Source organism: Planomonospora antibiotica (genome assembly GCF_014647955.1).
GTDB classification, from domain to species: domain Bacteria; phylum Actinomycetota; class Actinomycetes; order Streptosporangiales; family Streptosporangiaceae; genus Planomonospora; species Planomonospora parontospora.
The window spans coordinates 50,337-69,017 of record NZ_BMQE01000020.1 but is presented as its reverse complement, the minus strand read 5'-3'; the positions used below and the strand labels follow the sequence as shown (position 1 = coordinate 69,017).

The 18,681-nt window shown below is 70.6% G+C and carries 20 protein-coding genes; 10 read left to right on the top strand and 10 right to left on the bottom strand.

Features of this window, described 5'->3' with window-relative positions; genetic code table 11:
• Positions 1-33: 33 nt before the first annotated feature.
• Positions 34-1,215, bottom strand: a complete 1,182-nt coding sequence (locus IEZ06_RS19290; RefSeq protein ID WP_189238098.1) for a GH25 family lysozyme — start codon at positions 1,213-1,215, stop codon at positions 34-36.
• A gap of 294 nt (positions 1,216-1,509) precedes the next feature.
• Between IEZ06_RS19290 and IEZ06_RS19285 the strand changes: the two genes are divergently transcribed.
• The 4 genes from IEZ06_RS19285 to IEZ06_RS19270 all read left to right on the top strand — a co-directional run bounded on the left by IEZ06_RS19285 (position 1,510) and on the right by IEZ06_RS19270 (position 4,724).
• Positions 1,510-2,379 (top strand): GNAT family N-acetyltransferase, encoded by an 870-nt coding sequence (locus IEZ06_RS19285; RefSeq protein WP_189238097.1) that lies wholly within the window; start codon positions 1,510-1,512, stop codon positions 2,377-2,379.
• A 172-nt stretch (positions 2,380-2,551) separates the two neighbouring features.
• Positions 2,552-3,064 (top strand): SigE family RNA polymerase sigma factor, encoded by a 513-nt coding sequence (locus IEZ06_RS19280; protein WP_189238096.1) that lies wholly within the window; start codon positions 2,552-2,554, stop codon positions 3,062-3,064.
• Positions 3,061-4,014 carry an endolytic transglycosylase MltG gene (gene mltG / locus IEZ06_RS19275; protein ID WP_189238095.1) on the top strand — a complete coding sequence of 318 codons (954 nt, stop codon included), beginning with the start codon at positions 3,061-3,063 and terminating at the stop codon, positions 4,012-4,014. The genes IEZ06_RS19280 and mltG overlap by 4 nt, the downstream gene beginning before the upstream one ends.
• Positions 4,015-4,088: 74 nt before the next feature.
• Positions 4,089-4,724 carry a LysE family translocator gene (locus IEZ06_RS19270; RefSeq protein WP_189238094.1) on the top strand — a complete coding sequence of 212 codons (636 nt, stop codon included), beginning with the start codon at positions 4,089-4,091 and terminating at the stop codon, positions 4,722-4,724.
• 120 nt (positions 4,725-4,844) lie between these two features.
• Here IEZ06_RS19270 and IEZ06_RS19265 read toward each other — a convergent pair whose 3' ends face one another.
• From IEZ06_RS19265 to IEZ06_RS19245, 5 genes are all read right to left on the bottom strand, one after another.
• Positions 4,845-5,411 (bottom strand): DUF4291 domain-containing protein, encoded by a 567-nt coding sequence (locus IEZ06_RS19265; protein ID WP_189238093.1) that lies wholly within the window; start codon positions 5,409-5,411, stop codon positions 4,845-4,847.
• 205 nt (positions 5,412-5,616) lie between these two features.
• The gene (locus tag IEZ06_RS19260; RefSeq protein ID WP_189238092.1) at positions 5,617-6,468 is read right to left on the bottom strand and encodes a DUF72 domain-containing protein; all 852 of its coding nucleotides are present in this window, start codon (positions 6,466-6,468) and stop codon (positions 5,617-5,619) included.
• Between the two features lie 126 nt (positions 6,469-6,594).
• A complete protein-coding gene (locus IEZ06_RS19255) occupies positions 6,595-7,644 on the bottom strand; it encodes a hypothetical protein (protein ID WP_189238091.1) in 1,050 nt (349 codons plus the stop codon).
• Between the two features lie 11 nt (positions 7,645-7,655).
• Positions 7,656-8,033: a hypothetical protein gene (locus tag IEZ06_RS19250; RefSeq protein WP_189238090.1), complete on the bottom strand. Its 378-nt coding sequence runs from the start codon at positions 8,031-8,033 to the stop codon at positions 7,656-7,658.
• A 109-nt stretch (positions 8,034-8,142) separates the two neighbouring features.
• The gene (locus tag IEZ06_RS19245) at positions 8,143-9,003 is read right to left on the bottom strand and encodes a 3-methyladenine DNA glycosylase (RefSeq protein WP_189238089.1); all 861 of its coding nucleotides are present in this window, start codon (positions 9,001-9,003) and stop codon (positions 8,143-8,145) included.
• A 188-nt stretch (positions 9,004-9,191) separates the two neighbouring features.
• On the opposite strand from IEZ06_RS19245, the gene IEZ06_RS19240 reads away from it, so the two are divergent.
• From IEZ06_RS19240 to IEZ06_RS19225, 4 genes are all read left to right on the top strand, one after another.
• On the top strand, positions 9,192-10,193 hold the full coding sequence (locus IEZ06_RS19240; RefSeq protein WP_189238088.1) for a hypothetical protein: 1,002 nt from the start codon (positions 9,192-9,194) through the stop codon (positions 10,191-10,193).
• Between the two features lie 184 nt (positions 10,194-10,377).
• A complete protein-coding gene (locus tag IEZ06_RS19235) occupies positions 10,378-11,277 on the top strand; it encodes an ABC transporter ATP-binding protein (RefSeq protein ID WP_189238087.1) in 900 nt (299 codons plus the stop codon).
• Entirely contained in the window at positions 11,274-12,050 is a 777-nt protein-coding gene (locus IEZ06_RS19230) for an ABC transporter permease (RefSeq protein ID WP_189238086.1), read from the top strand. The genes IEZ06_RS19235 and IEZ06_RS19230 overlap by 4 nt, the downstream gene beginning before the upstream one ends.
• A gap of 8 nt (positions 12,051-12,058) precedes the next feature.
• Complete coding sequence (locus tag IEZ06_RS19225; protein ID WP_189238085.1) at positions 12,059-13,048, top strand: WD40 repeat domain-containing protein; 990 nt, start codon at positions 12,059-12,061, stop codon at positions 13,046-13,048.
• Here the strand turns inward: IEZ06_RS19225 and IEZ06_RS19220 are convergent.
• On the bottom strand, positions 13,038-13,613 hold the full coding sequence (locus tag IEZ06_RS19220; RefSeq protein ID WP_189238084.1) for a TetR/AcrR family transcriptional regulator: 576 nt from the start codon (positions 13,611-13,613) through the stop codon (positions 13,038-13,040). The genes IEZ06_RS19225 and IEZ06_RS19220 overlap by 11 nt on opposite strands.
• Before the next feature lie 85 nt (positions 13,614-13,698).
• Here IEZ06_RS19220 and IEZ06_RS19215 point away from each other — a divergent pair, with 85 nt between their 5' ends.
• Entirely contained in the window at positions 13,699-14,058 is a 360-nt protein-coding gene (locus IEZ06_RS19215; protein WP_189238083.1) for a DUF4267 domain-containing protein, read from the top strand.
• 759 nt (positions 14,059-14,817) lie between these two features.
• Here the strand turns inward: IEZ06_RS19215 and IEZ06_RS19210 are convergent.
• Positions 14,818-15,384, bottom strand: a complete 567-nt coding sequence (locus IEZ06_RS19210; RefSeq protein WP_189238082.1) for a DUF6461 domain-containing protein — start codon at positions 15,382-15,384, stop codon at positions 14,818-14,820.
• A gap of 364 nt (positions 15,385-15,748) precedes the next feature.
• Entirely contained in the window at positions 15,749-16,606 is an 858-nt protein-coding gene (locus IEZ06_RS19205) for an alpha/beta hydrolase (protein ID WP_229798374.1), read from the bottom strand.
• A 549-nt stretch (positions 16,607-17,155) separates the two neighbouring features.
• On the opposite strand from IEZ06_RS19205, the gene IEZ06_RS19200 reads away from it, so the two are divergent.
• Complete coding sequence (locus IEZ06_RS19200) at positions 17,156-17,692, top strand: tyrosine-type recombinase/integrase (RefSeq protein ID WP_203872018.1); 537 nt, start codon at positions 17,156-17,158, stop codon at positions 17,690-17,692.
• A 565-nt stretch (positions 17,693-18,257) separates the two neighbouring features.
• On the opposite strand, the gene IEZ06_RS19195 is transcribed toward IEZ06_RS19200, so the two are convergent.
• The gene (locus IEZ06_RS19195) at positions 18,258-18,422 is read right to left on the bottom strand and encodes a hypothetical protein (protein WP_189238080.1); all 165 of its coding nucleotides are present in this window, start codon (positions 18,420-18,422) and stop codon (positions 18,258-18,260) included.
• Positions 18,423-18,681: the final 259 nt, after the last annotated feature.

The following is an 18,681-nucleotide window of genomic DNA, read 5'->3' as shown; positions in this document are numbered from 1 at the left end:
ACCGGGACCGCCGCGGTCAGCGACGCGACCGGTTCACCGGGCCGCGGCCAGGGTCAGGGTCACCGGACCGGCCGCGACCTTCAGCCCCCGCTTCGGGCCGCCGGATCTGGCGGGCGCGACCGTGAAGGTCAGCCTGGCCGTCGTCTTCGGGCCCAGCCTGGTGATCGTGCAGCGCACCGCCGTACCGCTGAACCGGCAGCCCTTTCCGGCCTTGGTGAACTTCTGGCCGCCGAACGTGCGGCCGGTGAGCTTGAGCGCCGTGACCGGCTCGGTGCCGGTGTTGGCGACCGTCACCGTGTAGGTGTTCCCGCGCGCCGCACCCGTCAGCCGGATCTTCGACGGCGCCCGGGTGAGCGCCCTGAGCTGGGACGCCGTGCCGTTGAAGGAGTTCTGGCCGCCGGGCAGGGAGCCGCTCCTGTCCGCCGACTGCCAGAAGGCGTGGCGCTTCCAGCCCGCCGGGATCTCCCCCGGCTCGGTGCCCCACCGGGCCAGCCAGAGCGGGTGGCGGCCGAAGGCGCGCGAGTCTCCGGTGCAGGTCCGCCACCAGCTCGTGGTGGTGTAGATGATCGCGTCCTTGCCGGTCCGCTGCCGGTAGCGCCGGGTGAAGTCGCCCACCCAGGTGACCGCCTGCTGCGGGGTGAGCCCGTAGCAGTTGTCGAGGCGGTTCCTCTTGCCGTACGGATTGTCCTCCAGGTCCAGGACGCCCGGCAGCGTACGGCCGTCGGAGGTCCAGCGGCCGCCGTTCCGCACGAAGAAGTCGGCCTGCTCCGCACCGCCGGACTCGTGCGGCTGGGCGAAGTGGTAGGCCCCGCGCAGCAGGCCGGCTTCGGCGGCTCCGCCGTACTGCGCGGCGAACCGGGGGCTGACGTAGTCCACGCCCTCGGAGGCGTGCACGAACGCGAACGCCGCGCCGGCGCCGGCGGCGGCCTCCCAGTCGATGTCCCCCGTCCAGTTGCTGACGTCGGTCCCGACCACTTTCGGCGCCCGGCGCGATCCGGGACCGGAGAAGCCCGCGGAGGCTGAGGCGTCCGAAAGGACGGATCCGCCGAGGACGGGGGCGCTCGCGGAGACGGGGGCGCTCGCGGAGACGGGGGCGCTCGCGAGGGAGGACGGGTGCGTGAGAGCGGAGCCGGAGGGCAGCGCGGACGCCTGCCCGGTCTCCAGGGCCAGCGCCCCCGCCGCCACGGCGGCGATCACGGCGGTCCGATGTTTCACGTGAATCATCCCTTCACCGGCGGAAGGGATGATCATGACGGGTTCCGTCCGCCTGCCGCAAGCACCTCGGAGAGTCCGGTCCCGTCCGAAGGCGGCCTCACCGGCGTCAGCACCGCGTCCGGATCAGAGGCATGATGCTCGTATAGAACGCGATCTCGTGGAGCCGTGCGTCCGGGCCGGAGACCCGACCGGCTCCCGGACCCGCCCCCGAGCACCGCGGACCGGTCAGGCCCGGGGCCGGTCGTCGTCCCGCCCGAGGAAGACCTGGCAGCGACCCGAGGAGGAGCCGAGCAGGTGTCCGACATCACCATGCGGCCGTACGGCGGCGCCGAGGACCTGCGCAGGATGCAGGAGCTCGTCCAGGCGGGCTGGGGGCCGGGCGGCCGGTGCCATGTGGGGGAGCTCGCCTGGGACCGCTTCCAGCACCGGGGCCGGGAGGCGGAGTGGCCGACGATGCTGTGGGAGCGCGAGGGCCGCACGATCGCGTGGGCCTGGGTGCGCCTCCCCGGCGGCCTGCAGTTCGTCGCGCCCGACGACCTCGCCGACGAGGTGCTCGACTGGTTCCACGAAGTCACCGCGGGCGACCGGCTGGCCACCACGATCCTCGACACCGAGACGGGTCTGGCGGAGGTCCTCACGCGCCGCGGCTACCGGCGGGCGCAGGACGCCTCCTTCCTCCTGCGCATGTCGCGCGGCCTGGACGGGCTCCCGGAGGTGGAGACGCCGCCCGGGTTCACCGTGCGCTCCCTGCGCGGGGACGAGGACGTCCCCGGCCGGGTGGCCGCGCACCGGTCCGCCTTCCACCCGTCCGGGGTCACCGAGGAGAGCTACCGCCGGGTGATGCGGGCGTGGCCGTACCGGCGTGAGCTGGACTGCGTCGTGGAGGCGCCGGACGGGCGGCTGGTCTCCTACTGCCTGGCCTGGCTGGACCCGGACAACCGCGTCGGGCAGTTCGAGCCGGTCGGCACCTCCCGGGAGTTCCGGCGGCTCGGCCTGGCGCGGGCCGCGTGCCTGTACGCGATGCACCGCCTGCGCGCCGAGGGGGCGGAGGAGGCGATGGTCTACGCCAGGGGGGACGAGGCCCATCCCGTCCCGGCGAAGCTGTACGGCTCGCTGGGATTCCGCGCCGGGGCCCGGACCGTGACGTACACACGCTCCCGCTGAGTCCCGTGTCCCCCGGCCACCGGCGTCCTCCCGCCGCACCGTTCCCACCCGCCCGTCCTCCCGCCGCACCGTCCTCCCGCCCGGTTCTCCGCTCCCTTCCGGCTTTCCGCCGTACCGGCATAGATCGGCGCCCCGCCCGCGTCCTTGCTTGGTGACACCGCGAGGAGGACAGGTGGATCCAGGTTTCGAGGCGGGCTTCCGGGAGTTCGTCGTCGCCCGGTCGGGGGCGCTGTTCCGCACCGCGTACCTGCTGACCGGCGACCGGCACGCCGCCGAGGACCTGGTGCAGTCGGCACTGGCGAAGACGGCCGCCAGGTGGCGCGGTCTCCGCGACCCCGCGGCCGTCGAGGGCTACGTCCGCCGTGCCATGTACCACGAGCAGGTGAGCGGGTGGCGGCGCCGCTCCCGGATCACGGAGGTGTCCACGGAGCAGCCTCCCGACCGGATCGGCGACGGGCACGCCGAGACCGCGGACCTCCGCCTGGTGATGCGTACGGCTCTCGCCCGCCTGACGCCCCGGCAGCGGACCGTGCTGGTGCTGCGTTACTTCGAGGACCTGTCCGAGACCGAGATCGCCCGGCTGCTCGGCATCGGGGTGGGGTCGGTCCGCAGTCAGATCCACCGGTCGCTGGAACGGCTGCGGAAGGCCGCTCCCGAGTTGGACGGCGTGAGGGAGATGCGATGAACATCGAGGACCTGCTGCGGGAGACCCTTTCGGACATGGCCCACGAGGAGCAGCCGCCTCCGCCCGGCCGGCTCCTCCGGTCCCGCCGGCCTTCCCGTCGCGGCCCTGCCCTCGCGGCGGCGGCCGCCGTCGCCGTGCTGGCGGCCGGAGCGGCGCTCGTGGCCGGAGCGCTGCCCGCACCGGTGGCGGATCCGCCCGGTGTCACGGGCCGGGGCCCGGACGAGACGCGTGCGGAGACCCCGCGGAAGCCGATCGTCCTGACCGTGCGGGCGGGGATGCGGCTCTCCCAGGTCCTGCGGCTGCTGTCGGACGCCACCGGCAGGCCGGTGGCGGAGTTCGAGCGGGCCGCGGAGGACGGCGAGGCGCTCGGTCTCCCCGCCTACGCCAAGGGGGCGCTGGAGGGATTCGTCTTCCCCGCGGCCTACGAGTTCCCGGCCGGGTCGAGCCCCCGCGAGATCCTCGCCGCGATGGTGGCCCGGTTCGACCGCGCCGCCGGGGACGCCGGGCTGGTGGAGGGCGCCGGGCGGATCGGCCGTACGCCGCTGGAGGTCCTGACCGTCGCCAGCATCGTCCAGGCCGAGGCGGTCCGCGCAGAGGACATGCCGAAGATCGCACGGGTCGTCTACAACCGGCTGGACCGCACGCCCCCGAGGAAACTGGAGCTGGACAGCACGGTGATGTACGGCCTGGGCAAGACCGGTTCCACCGTCTCGGTCGAGGATCTCAGGAGCCGGTCCCGCTACAACACCTATGTGCACCCCGGCCTGCCGCCCGGCCCCATCGGAAACCCGGGCGCCGCCGCCGTCGAGGCCGCGCTGCGTCCGGCCCCCGGTCCCTGGCTGTTCTTCGTGACGACGGATCCCGGCAGGCGCGTCATGAAGTTCGCCGACTCCGAGGCCGGGTTCATCAAGCTGGTGGAGGAGTCCCGCAGGAACTGGAGGACCGGATGACGGAGCGGCGCGCCGGGTGAGGCGCTTCGGGGCGGCCGTCGTGCCCGCACCGCGCTGGACTACGGTGAGGGCCCATGGACGTCTACGGCTCGATCGCCTCGTTCGCCGTCGTCGTGGGGTTCCTCACGCTCACGCCCGGCCTGGACACGGCGCTGATCCTGCGCACCTCGCTGCTGGCCGGCAGGAGACCCGCCTGGGCCGTGGTCCTCGGCATCCAGGCCGGAACGCTCGTGTGGGGCGTCGTCACCGCCGCCGGCCTGTCCGCCCTCCTCTCCACCTCCCGGCTCGCCTACGAGGTGCTGCGCTGGGCGGGTGTCGCCTACCTGATGTGGATGGGCGGCCAGATGCTCTGGCACAGCCGCCGGGGCGGCGCGGGCGAGACGGCGGCGTCCGGACCGTCCGGGAGGGACGGATCGTGGCCCGCGTTCCGCCGGGGGCTGCTGACCAACCTGCTCAACCCGAAGATGGGCGTCTTCTACATCGCGATGCTCCCCCAGTTCATCCCGGACGGCGCGCCGCACGTCGCGATGGGCGCCCTGCTGGCGGGCGTGCACGTCTGCGAGGGGCTCCTCTGGAGCGCGCTGCTCATCGGGTTCACCGGGCTGGTGCGCGGCTGGCTGAGCAGGCCGCCGGTCAAGCGCGGCCTGGACCGGCTGACGGGCCTCGTCGTGATCGGGTTCGGACTGCGGCTGGCGACGCAGCCCTCCTGAACCTCCATGCTGCGCGGTGGACGCCCCGGCCGGACGTCCGGTTCACGGACGGGCGTCACGCACGGGCGTCACGCACGGGCGCCCGGTTCACGCGCGGGCGCCTGCTCGCCGCGTTCACGGTCACGAGCCGATGAGAAGCCGCCGGGCGATCTCCGGGGGCACCGGGTACTCACGCTCCGGGGGCAGCAGCCGCTGCGCCTTCGACGCCTGCCCGGACTGCACCAGCCCGGCGATCCTCCTCACCGTGGGCGTGACGTCGGTGAGGCCGACCACCCACTCGTCCGCGAACCTGCGGATCAGGGTCCGGCCGATCCCGACCTGGATGCTGTAGTGGTTGAGCGCCGCCCCGCGCAACGAGCGCTCGGGGTCCCACTGGACGTGAACCGCCGCCCGGTCGACGGCCGCGGGTCCGGCCGTCGTCAGCACGGCCCGGGAGAGTGCCTCGTGCCATCCGTCCCGGGTGATCCGCACCGCCAGGACGCGCTCCTGACCCGGCTTCCGCGCCCAGTTGCTGCGGTGCATGAGCCAGAGGAACGAAGGCTTGATCCACGTCATGCGGGTGAACGAGAAGGGCGGCACGAACCGCCCGGCGCTGAGGGCGGGGTCGGCCACGGCGGACGGGTACGCCTGGTAGACCACGATCGTCTCGGCGTCGTAGTCCGCTCTCACCTGGTGCTGAACCGGCATGCAGAGTACCCTGCCTCCCCGTCCCACGCCGGCACAAAGCGTTTTCTCCCCTGTACGGCCCGGCTGTACGGCCTCGCCGGGGAACGAGCCGCACCCGTGCGGAGTCCGCCGGCCGGCGCGGGCCGGCGGATCCGGTCGAAGACGCCGTGGTCGGTCAGAGCAGGAGCCGGACTCCGCTGGGAGTCGTTCACCTGCGTCCTCACTGTCAGAACAGGGTCAGCGGCTCGACCGGCGCGGGCTCGGGCAGCGGCTCGACCCCGGGCAGCACGGCTCGCACCTCGTCGTGGAAGCGGCGGGCGAGCACCGGCGCGTCGGCGTTGTCGGGGGTGTGCACGAACACGGTCGGCGACCGGCCCTCGCGCAACCACCCGGCGACCGTGGCGACCCACTCCTGCCAGCCCTCGACCGTGCGGGCCGTGTCGTCCCGGCCGAGGTAGCGGACGATCGGGCGGTCGGTGAGAGCGGGCGCCCGGCGCGGCAACCGCGGTTTCTTCAGCCACGCGTCCCGTTCGGCGTCGCTGGTCGGCGGGCTCCGGAAGAAGGCCGTGGTGTCGAACGGGACCCACTCGGCCCCGACCCCGGACAGGACCCCTTCGAGAAGCCGCGCGGATCGCTCGTCGTCGAAGAACGCGCGGTGCCGGACCTCGACGGCGTACCTGTACGAGCGGGGGAGCCCGCGGAGGAAGCCCGCCAGGACGCCGAGGTCGTCCGGTCCGAACGACCCCGGCAGCTGGACCCAGAGGGCATGGGCCCGCTGCCCGAGCGGTTCGATCGCCTCCAGGAACGCCCGGAGCTCCTCGTCGGCGCCGGTGAGGCGGCGCTCGTGCGTGATCGGCTTGGGCAGCTTGACCACGAAGCGGAACTCGGGGCCGACCTGCGCCGCCCACGACTCCACCGTGCTCCTCGCCGGCGTCGCGTAGAACGTGGTGTTGCCCTCCACCGCGTTGCACCAGGTCGCGTAGGACCTCAGCCGCTCCTCCGGGGGAAGCGGGTGGGGCAGGAGGCGCCCCTGCCATGCCTTGTGCGTCCACATCGCGCATCCCACATGAAGCCGCATGGCCCCGACGCTATCCGAGGCCGGCGACGTCCGGGCCCGCGGGCGGAACCGCGGCAGGCAGAGACGAGGCCGGGACCTCACCGCCGGACGGACGGAACCGCGGCAGGCAGAGACGAGGCCGGGACCTCACCGCCGGACGGACGGAACCGCGGCGGACCGCCTGAGGGGGAGGAGTCCGGCGACGGCGGCGGCGAGGACGGGCAGTACGGCTGCCGGCACGGCGAGCAGCGGCCACGGGGTGTCGAAGGCCACCCGCGGCACCGGCTCCCAGCCGGACGAGGCGGGGTACGTCATCGGCCACGCCAGGAGCAGGCCGATGACGCACCCGGCGGCCACGCCCGTCACCGCGCCGCAGGCCGCGCCGAGCCCCGTACGGAACGCGGTGAACAACCGCAGGGTCGCGGCCGAGCCGCCGAGCCGCAGCAGCACGCGTCTCGACCGGGAGGCCGCGACCGTCCTGCCGGGTACGGCCAGCGCCCAGCCGAGTGCGATGACGGCCGCCGACGCGGCGACGATCCGCCAGCCGGTCGGTTCCTGGAACCCCCGTTCGACATAGGTGACCGCGGCGTCACCCAGCCGGCCGTCGAGCCGCTCCTGCTCGGCCACCGAGGTCCGATGGGCGGAGGGATCGATGATCAGCTCCTCCGGGTCCAGGTGGTAACCGAGGCCTCGCACGACCTCCGCCGGGAGGAAGATCGTCTCCAGGTGAGGAGCGGCGGGCTTGGCGGCGATCGCAGGAATCGTCTTGTGCTGCAGCGAGTCGGTTTTTCCGGAGAGGTCGTAGTGGATCGTCACCTCGTCGACCTCCACGTCGGCGGCCGTGACCACCACGGCCGTACCCTCGTCGTAGGGGGTCGACGGATCTCCCGTCAGATAGTGGAGCAGCGCCCGGTCACCGATGAGTTCGGACGGGCTGACGCTCTCCAGGTCCGGTAGCTCCACGTTCTCGATGTCCGAGCCGAAGGGTCCGTGCTCACGCAGGACGTCTCTCTGCACGACGGGAACTCCAGGCAGCTCACGTTGGACGGCCGCGCGCACGGCCGCCGTCTCCTCCGCGGAGAACGACCGCACCAGGAGGGTTCCGGGACGGGCCTGCGGCTGGTACTGCGCCCGGTCCTGCGCCGTCATCGCGAGCGCGATGATCGTCAGAGCGACGGCGAAGGCGGTCGCGGTCATCGTCGCCGCGGTCAGGGGGCCGTCCGGGCGCGGTTGCCGGCCAGGTCGCGGGCCGCCAGCCGGACCGGTGGCGGCAGCCGTACGGCGCTCCGCCCGAGGAGTCCCAGCAGCCACGGGACGAACGGTCCCAGACCGAAGAGGAACAGCACTCCGCCCATCACGGACGCCAGGAAGATCCCAGCCCATTCGAGGTCGTCGTAGTACTGATCCCCGTACGTGGCCCACGCGGTGAGCAGCATCACCGCGAGGCCGATCGCCGACAGGACCGATCCCCAGCCCAGGTGGTGCCGGAGTACGCGGGCGTGCCGGCCGGCCGGAGCCGATCGCGCCGCGAACCCCACAGCGCCGATCACGAACGCCGCAGGGATGCCCATAAGCGCAAAGGGCATGGAAATCAGCTCCATCATGGCGGAATGGTACGCCGCATGGCCTGATTCTCAGGGGCGGCGATTCTCAGCGTCTGCGGTTCTCACGGACCTCGGTTCGGGCCGCGGGTTCTCAGGGGCGGCGGGCGCCGGCGAGGAGCCGTTCGCAGGCGTCGAGCAGGCGCTGCCGGTACGGCCGCGCCCGTTCGGCGAAGCCCCGCTGCTCGGCGGCGTACTCGGCCCGCCCCTCGGGCGTCTCGATCCGGATCGCCCGGTGGCCGAGCGCGCTCAGGTCGTACGGGCTGGCCCGCATGTCCACCTCGCGGATGTCGCGGGCCAGCGCGAAGCAGTCGGCGACCAGCTCACTGCTCACCAGCGGCGACAGCTTGTACGCCCACTTGTACAGGTCCATGTTGGCGTGCAGGCAGCCCGGCTGCTCCAGTTCCCGCTGCCGCTCGCGCGTCGGCTGCAGCACGTTGAGCGGGCGCGCCTCCGGGGTGAAGAAGCGGAACGCGTCGAAATGGCCGCACCGCACGCCCCGCTGCTCCACGACCTCCGCGATCTCCTCGTCGCCGAGCCGCAGCGGCCAGGCGCCGTGCCGTACCTCCGCGGCCCGGTAGACCATCGCCCACTCGTGCAGGCCGAAGCAGCCGAGATAGGCCGGCCGCGACGCGGTGGCGGCCAGCAGCCGCGCGATCCACTCGACGGAGGGCCCGCGCCTGGCCATCAGCGCCGCGGTGTCGAGCACGGCCCCCTCGGGGGTGTCGAGGTAGAAGCGGCCGAAGCCGCTCGCCCCCTTCAGCACCACCCCGGCGCCCGGGTGCCACCGCCGCAGCCAGGCCGGCCGGTGGTCGTAGTAGACGAACAGGAAGTCCTCGACGGGATGGCTCTCCCGCCGCGCCTTGCGCGCGAGGTACGGCGCCGTCCACTCCTCGACCCGCCGCCGGTGCTCCTCCGCCCGGACGCGCCACACCTCCGGCTCCAAAACCTCCACCGCCGAATGGTACGCGCGGACCGGTGGTGCACGCATGAGTCGATCTCAGACCCGCCCCCGGACCTGGGACGCTACGAATCCGGCCGGGAACCGGCACGGGCGGCTCCGCCGACAGGACCGGTGTCCGCCGATGACGGCATGGCCAGGCCGGTCTCGTATGCCACCACCACGGCCTGGGACCGGCCGCGATGCCGTCCATCACGGGCATCCGGATGTCCACCGGCAGCGCCCAGTTCTTCGTGCTGCCGCCCAGCGCCCAGTTCTTCGTGCTGCCGCCCAGCGCCCGGACGCCCGCCATGATGAGGCTCGCCTGGGCGACCTCCGACCAGGCGGCGGCGCCGGTGGGCGCGCCGCTCATTTCCGAAGCAAGCCGCGATATCGACCTCGGCGATATCGACCTCATACGCTGCGGCCTCCGGTTACGGCCGGTCCGAAAACAAGACGCCGAATCCACCGGACACGTGCACCGATCCGGTTTTCCCGCGCCACGCGAAGACGAGGCGGAATTCCACCCGTTGACCCGCCGAAGCGCGTCGCCATACCATCCGACGATGGAGATCAAATACGTCACCGACGAACTGTGGGCCGCCTCCGGGAAAGTCTGGCGGGATGACGCCACCGTTCTCCTCCTCGGCATGAGCAGGATCGGCATCTCCAGATCGGGACGTACGGACATCTACAGCGGATCCTTCGCCGGCTGCATGGGCATGATCGTCAGCCCGGTGGACGGGGACGGCGGCCTCGTCTCCCACGTCCACGAATCCGGGCAGACACCCGGACACCGGAAGGAGTTCCTCTTCGAGGCCGCCTCCGGAGCCCTGGATCTGGCGAGGAGGAATTTCACCCTCAGGGGGAGCGGAAAGCTTTCCCTGGTCCTGTTCCGCGGACACCAGCGGGATTTCCAGGGAAACCTGGAGAACCCGGATCTGGCCGCAGAACTGGAGGCGGCGGAAAATGACTTAGAGGTCCATGACATCCGATCCGAGCGGGACCGGGCGGACGCCCTCTTCTTCGATACGAGAGAGAAGATCCTGTACCTCTGGAAAACGATACTGGAGACGGCGAGCAACGATCTCTACAGGAAGGCCGAAGCGTTCGAAGAGCGCGAGCAGGAGCTCTTGAAGGCCGAGGGCGTGCTCGCGCTCAAGCATGCGAAGGACGGCGGGATGCCGTGGCGGCTCTACGACTGACCGGTCGTTCGGAATGAGGTCCGGAGGCGGCAGGGGCAGCCGACGCCGCATGCCGGCCGACGACACATGCCCCTGGAGCACGGAGAGCAAGGCCATGAAGGGCCGTGCTCGGCTCCCTCACTGCGCCGGTGTACGGGCTGAACGAACTTCTTGATCGAAAAGAACGCGCGTGAGGCGATGGGACATGATCCGAATAGACGGGCTGACGAAGCGCTTCGGTGGCAGGACGGCCGTGGACGGCCTGTCGTTCACCGTCGAATCCGGCAGGGTCACCGGTTTCCTCGGCCCGAACGGAGCGGGAAAGTCGACGACCATGAGGATGATCCTCGGTCTCGACAGGCCGGACGCCGGGAGCGTGACGGTCAACGGCCGCGACTACGTGGGCATGGCCAGGCCCATGCACGAGGTCGGCGCCCTGCTGGACGCCCGCGCGCTGCACCCCAGGCGTACGGCCCGCGACCACCTGCTCTGCATCGCCCGGACCAACGGCATCCCGGGCGGACGGGTGGACGAGGTGCTGGAGCTGGTCGGGCTGGAATCGGTGGCGCGTAAGCGGGCCGGTGATTTCTCCCTGGGGATGAGCCAGCGGCTCGGGATCGCGGTGGCGCTCCTCGGCGATCCGAAGGTGCTGCTGTTCGATGAGCCGGTCAACGGCCTGGATCCCGAGGGCATCAAGTGGATCCGCGAGCTGATGCGCGGCCTGGCCGGCGAGAACCGCACCGTCCTGGTCTCCAGCCATCTGATGAGCGAGATGGCGCAGACCGCCGACCATCTCCTCATCATCGGCAGGGGAAAGCTGATCGCGGACATCGGGATCAGCGAGTTCGTCCGGCAGGGGTCCAACGTGCTGGTGCGGGCGGACGACCCGGACCGGCTCGTCCCCCTCCTGGTGGAGGCGGGCGGTTCCGTCAGGCAGGGGACCGACGGTTCCTTCATCGTCATCGGCCTGGAGGCCCGGCGGATCGGCGAGGCCGCGCTGGCCGCCGGGACAGTGTTGACGGAGCTGACGCCGCAACGTTCACTGGAACAGGCCTACATGGATCTGACCCGCGACAGCGTCGAGTTCCAGGCGAGCGCGGCATGAGGGCCGCCATCGCGGACACGATGCGGTCGGAGTGGACCAAGTTCCGCTCGGTCCCCTCCAACATCCCCATCCTGCTGGCGACCGTCACCGTCATGGTGGGCGCGGGCGCGCTCACCGCCGGCAGGGCGAGCGGGACCTACCGGGCGGCGGGAGCGGCGTTCGACGCCACCCACGTCAGCATGTACGGCGGGTTCCTGTTCGCGCAGATCAGCGTGGGCGCACTCGGCGCGCTGGCGGTGACCTCCGAGTACGCCACCGGGACGATCCGTACGAGCCTGACCGTGGTCCCGCGGCGCGGACGGCTGCTGGCCGCCAAGATCTGGACGTTCGGCCTGATCACCCTGGTGATGGGAGAGGTCGCCGCTTTCGGCTCGTTCCTCCTCGGTCAGACCCTGATCGGCGCCGCCGGTGCTCCGTCCGCCGCACTCGGCGAGCCCGGTGTCCTGCGCGCCGTCGTCGGCATGGGGATGATCTGGTCACTGGTGGGCCTGGTCGGCGTGGCACTCGGCTGCCTGCTGCGGAACACGATGGCCGCCACGACCGCGGTGACGATCGTCAACTTCATCATCCCGATCATCGGGCCCCGCCTCATGCCCGCAGCCGTCGGAGACTGGGTGACCGTCTACTGGCCGATCTCGGCCGGGCTCCAGGTCACCACCACCGTCCACCATGCGGACCGGCTCGCTCCGTGGACGGGCTTCGGCCTGATGACCGCCTTCACCGCCGGTCTGCTGCTGGCGGCCTTCGCGGTGTTCCGCTCGCGGGACGCCTGACAATCGATATGGCCCTTCCTTTCCGGGACGTCCAGATCGGGCGCTGCACCCCGGCGGATGTCGCCTTCCACCCCGGCGGCGGCCGTTTCGCCGTCGCCGGGGAGGACGGGACGGTGCGGTTGTGGGACACCGCCACCGGCCACGCCGTCGGCCGGTCCCCGGCCGGCCCGGCTGAACAGGCCTGGGCGGTGGCCTTCCACCCCTGCGGCGGTCTGGTCGCCACCGGCTGGTCGGACGGCACGATCCGGGTGTTCCGCACCGACGCCTTCCGGCCCGCCGGTGAAGCGCCGGGCGGCCACGCCGAGGGCGTCACCGCGCTGGCCTTCCATCCCGCTGGTCACCTGCTGGCCAGCGCCGGCCAGGACGGGACCGTACGGCTGTGGCACGCCGGCACCCTGCAGCCCGCCGACACCCTGCAGCCCGCCGACACCCTGCAGCCCGCCGGTGAACCACTGGGCGGCACCGGCGATCCCGCCTACGCGGTGGCCTTCTCCCCTGACGGGCGGCTGCTGGCCGGCGCCGCGGGCCGTACCGTGCGGCTGTGGGACGGCGAGACCGGACGGCCCGTCGGCCACCTGCCGGGTGATCACAGCGGATCCGTCCACGCGGTGGCCTTCCACCCCGGCGGGCGCCTGCTGGCCGCGGCCGGATACGACCGGAACCAGGTGAGACTGTGGGATGTCACAACCGGCTGCCCCGTCGGCGAACCGGTGCTCGGCCATCGCGGGGATCACGTCTGGGCGGTGGCCTTCCACCCCGGCGGCCGGTTCTTCGCGACCGCGGGTGACGACCTCATGGTGCGGCTGTGGGACACCGCGACCGTCCGGCCCGCCGGGGAGCCGCTGAACGGTCACACCGGGCACGTCTCCTCACTCGCCTTCCACCCCAGGGGAAGCCTGCTGGCCGCCCCCGATGCGGGCGGCACGGTGCGGCTGTGGAGCATGCCCTCCGTTTCCGGCTCCGGGACCGGAGCCGCACGCTGCCGGGTCAGCGGGTGACGCTGAGCTGGTCGAGCAGCAGCGTCAGGCGGGCCTCGCGGCCCGAGGCGGGGAGGCGGCCGCCGCGGGACAGGACGATCAGCCCGTGCAGGGCGCTCCAGGCGACCTCCGTCAGGGTCGCCGGATCGCGGCCGTCGGCGAACTGTGCGACTCCGGACAGAAGCGCCTGGAAGCCGTCCCGGAGCGGCTCCGGGGTGTCGTCCTGGCCGAACGGCAGATCCACGGCCATCGTGAACATGGCGTCGTACAGCGCGGGGTTCTCCTCAGCGAACGCCAGGTAGGTCCTGGCCAGCCCTTCCAGCGCGGCCCGCGGCTCGCCCGCCCGGGCCGCGGCGCGCAGGCGTACGGCCAGTTCCGTGAAGCCCTCCAGCGCCACCGCCGCGACGATGGCGTCCTTGCCGGCGAAGTGGCTGTACAGGACCGGCTGGCTGTACTCGATCTCGTCGGCCAGGCGGCGGGTGGTCACGGCGTCCCAGCCCTCGGACTCGGCCAGCCTGCGGGCGGTCTTGACGATCAGGTCGTGGCGCTGGGCGCGTTCGCGTTCTCTGCGCTGCTGTGTGGACACCCCTCGAATTCTAGCATCGCTAGACAGGTGAGCCTCGCTAGGCTAGCGTCGCTAACACTTCTAGCGACGATTAAAAGGAGACGACATGGTCACCATCGCCACCTGGCTCGCCGGGCTGGTCGCCATCGGGATCATCCTCATCGGCATCCGCTTCCTGCTGCAGCCGGTCGCGTCGGCGGAGGGCTTCGGGGTTCCCGTGTCCATGAACGCGTACCTGACCGTCAAGGGCGTACGGGACATCACGGCCGGGCTCGTCGTGCTCCCGGCCCTCGTGACGGGAGACCAGCACATGCTCGGCTGGCTGATTCTCGCCAGCGTGTTCGCCCCGCTGGGCGACATGGTCGTCGTGCTCAGGAACGGGGGTCCGCGGGCGGTGGCGTTCGGCGTCCACGGCCTCACCGCCGCGGTGATGGCGGTGGTCGCGGCCGTCCTCATCCTGGCGTGAGGCCTGTCCATCTGGAGGGCCGCTCCAGGGCCCGTACGGAGTACGGATCCTCACGTGAGCCGAAGGCTCCGGATCCGGTCGGCCGCCAGGTGGACCTCGCTGCTCAGCCCGCCCCGCGAGCGGCCAGGCTCGGCCGCCGATCGACCTGCCCACGGGCCGCGACCTCGGCGATCACCGGCTGCATCAGGTACTCGAAGCCGCCGGTCGTGGCCCGGGCCCCTGCGGGGCCGTCATCCGCCGCCGACGCGCGAAGCGGCGGCCGCCCCACCGCAACCCCCGAAAGAAAAACCGGACCAACCCGAAGAGGAACGCGATCTCGAACAGCAGTGAACACATGAGCAGGACTTCGCTGAGCGACTCCCCACCGCCCCCGCGCGCCCACCCGGCGAGTACGGACGTGACGAACATGCCCAGTACATACCCGAGCATCGCCGATAACGCGTTGTACCCGGTTCGCATGGGTTGATCATAGATCCACCCCAGGCGCAGGACTCCACGGATCCGACCAAGGAACCACTATGGCCTCCGCTGGGAGGACGTCGACCTCGGCAACGCCGAAATGAGCATCGACCGGCAGATCCAATGGGTGACCGGTCAGTTCCTCCACCGGCGGACCAAGACGGACACCTCGGACGCGGCATCGCCGAGGAGTGCTTCCTACGCGGCGTGTGGGGCCGTGGCCTGAGGTTTCGCGCCGCATCGAGCATGACGGGCCGGGATCGTTCCGTGCATGTTCCGGATCTTCATGAGCCGAGGGCGTCAGCAGTAGGGATGGAGGTGGTCGGTGGATCCGATCAGAGCCGGACGGGCGAAACGGGCGGAAGACAGGTGGACGCCCGTGGCGCGTTCGGCAAGGGCCAGAGCGCTGGAGACGGGATCGTCGGGGAAGCCGGGCCGGTCGCCGTCGATGTCCATGCCGAGGTCCTCGACATCCGCCTGGAGCCGGTCGGGGTCGGCCCCCTCCCGGAAGCGGTAGGAGTACAGGCCGAACGTGGTGATCAAGCGGCCGTCGACAGAGTAGGCGAAGTCCCGGTTGTTGATGGTCGCCCGCACCACGGCCGCGGCTGTGCCCTCCGACAGTTGCATGTCGTGGTTGCAGATGATGCCGGCCCAGCCGTGTTCGATCAGAACGGTTCCGCCGCCGGCCGCATAGGCCGCGACGCCGAATCCGGATTCCCCCAGGGCCCCCGGGATGACGCCGATGCGCTGCAGGGCGTGTTCGGGGGGCAGGTCCCGGACGAAGCCGGCGAAGAGCCACATCTCTCCGACGCCGTCGCTGAACTCCTGGCAGAGCCACCTGTAGGCTGCCGCCGTAGCGCTGCTCATTCTCATGCCTTCCCGCGAGAGCCGTGGACGCGAAGATCATGGCAGCGGGGTCCGACGACTTCACTCGTTCGGTCCGTGCGCTGCCAGCCCGGGAAGTCTCCAGCGATCTTGGTCCCTGATCTGGATAAGCACTGACCTACGGGGAAGCGGTCCGGCTGCCCGTGGTTCCCCGCGAGGTGCCCCAAGCTCGCCGACGCGATCGAACCGCGTTACCGGGTGCTGGTGCTCCTGAGCCTGCCGAAGAAGGGAAGGCCAGCCGGCCGCGAGGACTCGGCCCAACGGCATGGGGCATCGAGCCTTCTGCTTGCGAGCGCCTTGTGTCCAAGCTCTGGCGGCTTGGACACAAGGCGGCTCTGAGTCGTCGCTATACAGCTGACTTGTCGAGGATCGCTGCCACCTCCGCTGCTCTGAACACGAACCCCGCATGTGTGGTGTCCAGGGTGTGGACGTCGTAGGGGTTGCCGGGGGTCAGCGCGTCTGCCTCGGCGATCAGCCTGTCCTGCATGGCGACCGGAATGGATCGGTCACCGGTGAGACGGATGTAGGTGCGGGCGATCGTGCCCCAGGTGTCGGCGTGACCGCGGGCGTCGGCCGTCATCACCGCGATCGACTCGTCGGGCTGCAGGATGTTGAGGAAGGCCCGGAACTGCTCGTCGGTGACGTCGGCCATGGTCGCCGCCTTGAGACCGGTCAGCAGCGCCGGATCGGCGGTGCGGTAGTTGGCCCGGCCGACGCCGAGTCGGGTCGGATCTCCGACATTGAACGCGGCCAGGGACGGCATCAGGCTGTCTCCGAACTCGGGCTCCTGCATGTACTCGATCGGGTTCGACCGTTGCACGCACGCCCACGCGGAGATGTACACCAGCCGGTCCACCAGATCGGGAATCGTGTTACCGACTCCGGTGACGGCCGTCCCTCCGAGGCTGGCACCCACCAGCACCACCGGCCCGTACCCGGCCACGCGGCGGACGACGTCGACGACCATGTCGATGTTGTCCTGAAGGGTGGTCCCGGCCAGGGTCGACGGCTCGGTCGCCCACGCATCGAGGTCCTGCGGAGCCTGGTAGGCGACGGGGTACTGCGCGTCGAGGCCGTGCCCCGGTAGGTCGACGGCGAAGCTGCGGTGGCCGAGCAACGCGAGTTCGCGCTGGACGGAGGACCACATGAACGAGCTGGAGCCGGAACCGTGGACCAGCACGAACGTGGGAGCACCGCCGGACACGGATCGAGGGTGCGGCGAGCTGGTTGAGATGGATGACATGTGAATCAGTCCGATCGGATCGAAGCGGGGAGAAAACGGCGCGTTGAGCCGCTGATGATGAGACGGCGGGCGCACCCGCCGGCGAGCTCACCGGAACCCGGTGGCGGCACAGGAGAGCGTGGACGCGGCGGCGGTACCGGCCCGAATCACGGCAGACCGTCGAGGACGGAACGCGGCTGCACGCGCCGGCGGGCGGGTGCGCGGATGATGGGTCAGCCGGGCGAAACGCGGAATTCAGACCGCAACGTTGATAGCGGGATCGCCTCAGCTGCCGCTGGTCGCTGAGCGACCGGCGGGACACCGTCTCAGGCAGTCCGAAGACGGATGAACATGTAGACCATGATCGAAACCTTATCAGGCGGCGGATCTTGCGAGCGAGGGGGAATTGGAGTCGGCCCGGACCCATGAGGACCCGATGTATCCGGTCTACGTCCTGGTCCTCGTCCTGGGCCTGCGCCTCGGTGAGGCCCTCGGCTCCGCTGGGAGGACGTCGACCTCGGCAACACCGAAATGACCATCGGCTGGCAGCTCCAGCGGGTGGCCGGCCAGCTCCTCCACCGGCAGACCAAGACGGACGCCTCGGACGCGACGTTGCCCTTCCCCGAGATCGTGACGACGGCGCTCCGTGCCCGTCGACGGGCACACGACATGGCCCGGGAGGCGGCGGGGGACTCGTGGCAGGAGACGAGCCTCGTCTTCACCACCGCGAGCGGACGGCCGGTGGAGCCGTCGAACTTTCGACGCAGCTTCGCCAGGGCGTGCGACCGGGCGGTCGTGCGGAAGGTCAACGTCCACGCGACCCGGAAGACCTGCGCGTCTCTTCTCATCGCCCTCGACGTCCACCCGCGCGTGGCCATGCAGATCCTCCGGCACAGTCAGATCTCGGTGACCATGAACATCTACAGCGAGGTCTCATCGGAGGAGACGCGCAAGGCGCTCAAGAAGCTCGGTGCCGGCTGGATTCGTAGCCGTTGCTGTATTTCGCTGCTGTATAAGATCGAAAAGGCCACTTCCCGATCATGGGAGGTGGCCTTTGAGCTGGGATGAGCCTAGGAGATTCGAACTCCTGACATCCTGCTTGCAAAGACACATTCCGATCATGGGCCATCAGCGAAGACGCAGCTCACGACACTTTCCCCGTTCCCCGTGACTCCCCGCTGTTCCCCCTGATTCTCCGCCCCATCGGGCACGCGACGGGCACGGCGGTACCCTTATCGAGACGGTCTCCGGCATTGCGCCGCGCCTCCCCGCATGGGTACGGCTTGCCGTAGGCGATCGGGCGCGACGCCCGGGATGCTGGATAGCACCGGAGACCGTCACCGCCCTGTGTCGCAGAAAGCACCCCGATCCGGAAGCCTACGGATTAAAAGAGGAAGGCTTCTTGTGGGATGCTTTGGTCGAATGCACCGACGGCATTCCGCGCATGTTCTGGATCTTATGCCCGGGAAGCGTGCCGGCGGCCAAGGTGGAGTAGATTGCTGGACTAACGATCTTGATATCTTGGTTCGTGGTCTGCTCTGCTTACCCCAGGGCGATGGCGGGCCTGGGGGTCGGGTTTCCATGTCAACCCTTACCGAGACTTAAACAGAGGCGTGACCCGGAGGCCCCAGTCTCACTTGTGCTGTCCAGTAATTGCCATGGCAACAGCACCGATCATGAATCCAATACCCGCAAGGGAGGTCCCGATCATGAATTCTCCACTCCCGGCCAAGCCGAGAACGGCGCCTATCAGCAAGGCGAGCACGCCAAACGTGAGAAATATGTTCCGCCAGATCATGGCCATGATCATAGCGGCTGAGACAAACGGACGATAGTTCGCTCCGCTTTGGCAACGCTAACAGCGCATTCTCGCCAGCGAGGTGCTCGCACGAGAAGGACCCTAGGCCGCATGCGCAATGAGTGACGTAAGGGCGGAGTTGTCAGCTTGGCAAGTCTCTATCGATCTTGGTTGTTGAGCTGGGGAAACGCTGACCCGTGGGGGAGCGGTCCGACTGCCCGTGATTCGCTGTGAGTCCCCCTCGATCACTCATCTGACG